This window comes from Mesorhizobium sp., assembly GCF_024509055.1.
Taxonomy (GTDB): Bacteria; Pseudomonadota; Alphaproteobacteria; order Rhizobiales; family Rhizobiaceae; genus Mesorhizobium.
Genome location: NZ_JANINM010000260.1, coordinates 1 through 2,489, shown reverse-complemented (window position 1 = coordinate 2,489; position 2,489 = coordinate 1). Strand labels below are relative to the sequence as shown.

The 2,489-nt window shown below is 67.9% G+C and carries 3 protein-coding genes; 2 read left to right on the top strand and 1 reads right to left on the bottom strand.

Features of this window, described 5'->3' with window-relative positions:
• On the top strand, positions 1-343 hold a 343-nt coding region (locus Q0L57_RS12605), incomplete at its 5' end, for a hypothetical protein (protein WP_296743101.1).
• Positions 340-1,683 (top strand): GAF domain-containing protein, encoded by a 1,344-nt coding sequence (locus tag Q0L57_RS12600; protein WP_296743099.1) that lies wholly within the window; start codon positions 340-342, stop codon positions 1,681-1,683. The genes Q0L57_RS12605 and Q0L57_RS12600, both read left to right, overlap by 4 nt.
• 24 nt (positions 1,684-1,707) lie before the next feature.
• On the opposite strand, the gene Q0L57_RS12595 is transcribed toward Q0L57_RS12600, so the two are convergent.
• Positions 1,708-2,451 carry a 2OG-Fe(II) oxygenase gene (locus tag Q0L57_RS12595; RefSeq protein WP_296743097.1) on the bottom strand — a complete coding sequence of 248 codons (744 nt, stop codon included), beginning with the start codon at positions 2,449-2,451 and terminating at the stop codon, positions 1,708-1,710.
• Positions 2,452-2,489 lie beyond the last annotated feature (38 nt).

Here is a 2,489-nt window from a genome sequence, read left to right as displayed (position 1 = left end):
GATCGACCTGCTGATGTCGGCCTGGCAATGGCCGGAAACCGCCGCCAATCTCGCGACCGGCGCCGCTGTCGCCGTCACGCTGGCGCGGCCGTCCGACTATGTCTCCTACCAGTTGAAGGGCACAGTCACGGCAGTTGGGCCGGCCGACGCGGAGGACGAGGCGCATGCCGGACGGTACATAGCCACCATCACCTCGGTGCTCGGTGGACTCGGCCTCGACACCACGCTTGCCGAGCCCTGGCAGACGGATCGCGAGCTGCTGCGCATCAGGATGAAGCCAGCCCAGGTATTCCTGCAGACGCCCGGGTCGCAGGCCGGGCGCCTTGTCGCGGCCGACGCATGACGCTCGCGCTCCCCGACCTTTCCTCCTGTTTCGAAGGTGTCATCCCCTCCATCGTCACCACGGTGGCGGCGGACGGCACGCCGAACATCTCCTATCTCTCGCATGTGGCCCCGGTCGACGGCAGCCATGTTGCGCTTTCCAACCAGTTCTTCTCCAAGACGGCGGTCAACGTCAGGGCCAACCCGCGCGCGGCGCTGCTGGTGGTCGACGCGCTGAACGGCCTGCAATACCGGCTCGACATTGCCTATGAGGAGAGCCGGGAGGCCGGACCGCTGTTCGAGCGCATGGCCGCCGACCTCAAGGCGGCAAGCCTGCAGATCGGCATGGGCTCGGTGATGCGGCTCAAGGCTATCGACATCTACCGGGTGCTCGCCATCCGCAAGGTGCGCTCGCCGGTGATGCGGACAACGCCGGCTCCCGGCATGGCGGATCGGAGGTTGCAGGGTCTTGGAACGCTCGCAGTGATGTTGGCGGAGGCGCAGGATCTCGGCGGGCTGCTCGAGGCCGCGCTTGCCGGCCTCAACGAGGAATTCGGCTTCCGTCCGGCGATGATCCTTGCCCATGACGTCGCGCGCGAAAAGCTGACGACGATCGCCAGCGCCGGATATCGTGCCAGCGGCATCGGCTCGGAGGTCGCGCTCGGCGACGGCCTGATCGGCATGGCGGCGCTCGAACGGCGGAGCCTGCGCATCAACGACCTGAGCCGCGCGCGACGGCTGGGCGGCGCCATCGAAGCGAGCGGCGCCGGCGAGAACCATACCCGCGTCATCAGCCTGCCCGGCCTGCCCGAGGCGATGAGCCAGCTTGCCGTGCCGCTCGTCGCGCAAGGGCAGCTCAAAGGCGTCCTGGTGATCGAGAGCGAAAGGCGGCTTGCCTTCTCCGCCGAGGACGAGGTGGCGATGACGGTCGTCGCCAGGCAGCTGGCGATGGCGCTGTCGCTGCTGGAGTCAGACCCGCCTGAGGCCACGTCCGATCGGGGCGCCGACAGTGTCACGGGCAACGCCGCCGGACCCAGATTCCGCGTCGTCCATCACCCGACCGACGACAGCGTCTTTATCGAGAACGAGTATATCGTGCGCGGCGTGCCGGGACGGCTGCTGATGAGTTTCCTGCGCACCTATCTTGCCGAAGGGCGGCGCGAATTCTCGAACAAGGAAATACGCGCCGACGCCTCGCTGCGGCTGCCGGATTTCAAGGACAATCTCGAGACGAGGCTCTTGCTTCTGCAGCGGCGGCTGCAGGAGAAGCGTGCACCGGTCCAGGTTGATCGCCCGGCGCGGGGCCGCATCCTGCTGACGATTTCAGGCCGGCCGGCCATCGAGGGCGCCAGCGATAGCTGAGGCCCGCTGGCATGGTCGCCCTGTCTATCTCGCGTCGTGGAAGATGATGCCGACGGTGTGGCGCTGTCCCGACCGCAAGCGGCTGACGCCGTGGCGGAGGTTGACCCGGTAATGGCCCTTGGCGCCCTGCACCGGGCGGTTGTGGACGGCGAAGATAACCGCGTCGCCGCGCTTCAGCGGCACCACCTCGGCGCGGCTCTGCATGCGCGGTCGCTGCTCGGTGAGCACGAACTCGCCGCCGGTGAAATCCTCGCCCGGTTCGGAAAGCAGGATCGCCACCTGCAGCGGAAAGGCGAGCGCGCCGTAGAGGTCCTGGTGCAGGCAGTTGAAGTCGCCGGGCCCGTATTGCAGCAGAAGCGGCGTCGGCCTGGTCTGGCCCTCATCGTGGCAGCGCTTCAGGAAAGCGGCGTGGTCGGCCGGATAGCGCAGCGCCACGCCCATCTTCTCGTTCCAGTCGTTGGCGACCGCGGCAAGCCTGGGATAGAGCGCGGTGCGCAGGCCTTCGATCAGGTCCGGCAGCGGATAGCGGAAATAGCGGTACTCGCCCTTGCCGAAGCCGTGACGGGCCATCACGACATGGCTGCGGAAATGCTCCTCATGCGGATAGAGCGCGGCGATGCCGGCGCATTCCTCGGCCGACAGCAGGCCGGGCATGACGGCCGAGCCCTGGGCGCTGATCTCGGCGACGAGGCCGCGCCAATCCTGCGCGGCGACGCGGGATTCGGCGGAGCGGCCGGCGCGCCTGGTGTTCAGGGAATGGATGGTCATGGGTGCCTCCTTGCTTGCCCATGAAGATGGGGCGAGCG